The organism is Paraburkholderia sp. RL17-373-BIF-A, from assembly GCF_046030175.1.
Classification (GTDB): Bacteria; Pseudomonadota; Gammaproteobacteria; order Burkholderiales; family Burkholderiaceae; genus Paraburkholderia.
The window spans coordinates 1-2,627 of record NZ_JARESO010000192.1 but is presented as its reverse complement, the minus strand read 5'-3'; the positions used below and the strand labels follow the sequence as shown (position 1 = coordinate 2,627).

2 protein-coding genes are annotated in these 2,627 nt (G+C 56.9%); both read right to left on the bottom strand.

What is annotated here, in order from left to right; genetic code table 11:
- Positions 1 to 24 precede the first annotated feature (24 nt).
- A complete protein-coding gene (locus P0D80_RS49420; protein WP_408295853.1) occupies positions 25 to 2,124 on the bottom strand; it encodes a recombinase family protein in 2,100 nt (699 codons plus the stop codon).
- Positions 2,121 to 2,591, bottom strand: a complete 471-nt coding sequence (locus P0D80_RS52085) for a DUF5372 family protein (RefSeq protein ID WP_494478671.1) — start codon at positions 2,589 to 2,591, stop codon at positions 2,121 to 2,123. The genes P0D80_RS49420 and P0D80_RS52085 overlap by 4 nt, the downstream gene beginning before the upstream one ends.
- Between the last annotated feature and the right edge of the window lie 36 nt (positions 2,592 to 2,627).

Sequence of the window (2,627 nt, the reverse complement as noted above, 5' to 3'; positions counted from 1 at the left end):
GAGTTTCATAATGCATCTCTCCGGTTAGAATCCTGGTAGCCTCAACGTCTTCTCGTCTTGCAGTGCCTCGAAGTTCCGTGGCCTTCTCTCAATCACACTTCGCACGCCTATCTGCACGGCCTCGGAACTCAGTGACGCCACCGCTATCTGCCACGGGGCACACGGCATGAGCTGTGATGCGGGCAAGATCCCTTCATCAATGAGATGGTGAACGGAGCCGACGCAGATCTGCAGGCGCCGGGCCGTTTCCTCGACGCTAATCAATTCGCCATCGTTAGATGCTGAATCGAAGGCTGCTATTCGCAGCCTCTCGCGCAGCTCGCGTACCCTAACGGTCGTCCAGGTCTTGCCGTCGGAGGATTTACAGCGCATCCGGTTCATTGTCACGGCCAGGTCGCGATCCGGCCATTTGCCACCGAGTTTGCGCATGACCTCCACCGACCCAAATTGCGTCTGTGCTTCGGTATCGGGATAGCGGCCACCGCGTATCCGCGCGATACGCACCTCAGTGTGTCGCCCTCCGGTCCAATGGATTGCAAGCACAGCTTCATTGGACGAGTCGTCCAGATCAATCACCACTTCCTGGATAAGAACCCGTACTATCCGTTGCTTGGTTCTCGGGGTGGCGCCTGATGCGTTCCATGCAGTCGGCAAGTCGTGTGCGAGTGACATCAGTCGCCCCCGGTCGATTTCCGGATTGGCAAGAAGCTTCGCATCAAGATGTTCGATGCGATTCTGGAGCTCAGCGACGCGCTCAAGTGCGGCGTTCCATCGCGCTTCCAGCTCACGTGCGACCAGCCGCTTGCCAGGATCAACTGCCTCGTAGCGGCGCTCTGCCAGCGAGGCTTCATAGTGCGCTTCCTCCGCTTCGCGCACCAATGCTTTTCGCACCTCATCATCTGCGTGGGACCGCGTTTCAATCGCTCTTATTGCTGCGTCTACTGCATATGTCGAAACCGCTTCCAGCAGTTGGGTCGCTATGGCCTTGTCGACACGTACGCCACCGATGCCGATGCAAAGTCCGGCACCAACGTGACTGTCGTCGCCCCGGCACTGGTAGCGGTGCGCTTGCCCCGATCTCATCCCATAGAATACCCGCATCATCCGGCCGCATCGACCACATCTTACAAGGCCGCCCAACAACGCGCGGCCACCTCGCGCAGATTTGCGAGACATTCGCCTTTGCATATGCGCATTCTCGGCAATCATCCGCTGGTTTTCCTCGAATTCATTCCAGGTGATATAGCCTGGATGGTGATCTTTCAGTAAGACGTTCCACGACTGCATGGGCTTACTGCGGGCACTACCTTTTCTCGCTCTCCCATCAACAACATGAGTCTCAGAACTCTTTCTGCCAAATACATAAGCTCCAGCGTAGACCGGGTGCTGCAATAGCTTGATTACGTTGTGATAGGCAGGCGACTGCCACGCAATCCGGTTGCCAACCGCGCTCTGCCTCAGCACGGGCAATTGGAGCTGCTCTAGCTTGGCCCACAGGAACACCTGACGGGCGCTTCCCAGCTCTCGAAACCGACGGAACACGAGGCGGATTGTTTCCGTGACGCGTTCATCCGGGTCCAGTTCAATTTTCCCCAACTCATTCCAGCAGTATCCTGGCGGCAATGAGAATCGAAGTTCCCCTCGAGCAGCTTTCGCATCGCGTGCAGCAATTCCACGCTCACGTAACAGACTCAGCTCATACTCCGACATTGATCCTTTCAGGCCCAGTAAAAGGCGATCGTTCGTCAGCCGCGGATCGTGTACGCCATCGGGATCAATAATTAGCGCACCAGTCAAGGCACACAGGTCGACGAGGTGATGCCAGTCACGGCCGTTGCGCGCAAGTCGCGATGCCTCGATACAGAATACCGCACCAACTGTACCGCCGCATATTGCAGCCACGAGTTTCTGAAATCCGGGCCGCTCCGTAAGCCCAGACCCTGAACGACCAAGGTCATCGTCTATCACGGTAACGTTGGCGAAACCGGTCTTGCGCGCGGACTCGGCAAGATCGTACTGACGTCGCTTGCTTTCCGTGTGGCTATGCACCTGACCAGGTGACGATTGGCGAATGTATACGACGGCGTCGCGACCCAGATGCGCGGAACTGATTTTAGAATTCATCGCCGGCCTCCCGCGCCTGGTCCACGTTCTCCACGGAGGTGCCTAGCGCTTCCAGAAGTAGGTCGGCTACGGCCTGTATCAGTTCTTCGCGCGTTGGCGCCGGGAGGAGAAGTACCGGCTCTTCCCGTTCCAGTGATAGAGCCAGTTGCGCCCTTAGGGTCATCGACGATGGTCTCATCTGAATTACCTTCCCGTTTTCGAATCAAGGAAGACGATGATGATCCACCATCGGGCGACAGCGTCGTTTCGCACGCGAGAACGTCTCGCAGTTCCATCAATGCGTTCAGGGTAACTTCTGGAGAACCCAACGACATCGTTTCGCACCGCACCTTGTCAAACATCCATCCTGGCAATTCCCGGGATAGCCCGTTGCGGACTTCTACATGAATCACTTCCGCGGCGCCACGTCCCTTACGACGAACCACCCGAAGTTGCTGGCCGTGCAATGGATGCCATGGATACTCCATTGTGACAACCTTCAATCGGTATGCTGAATGTTGCTT

Bases quoted from the DNA above. Each gene is read 5' to 3' on its own strand.
- P0D80_RS49420 (WP_408295853.1), bottom strand. From the start codon at position 2,124: ATGAATTCTAAAATCAGTTCCGCGCATCTGGGTCGCGACGCCGTCGTA.
- P0D80_RS52085 (WP_494478671.1), bottom strand. From the start codon at position 2,591: ATGGAGTATCCATGGCATCCATTGCACGGCCAGCAACTTCGGGTGGTT.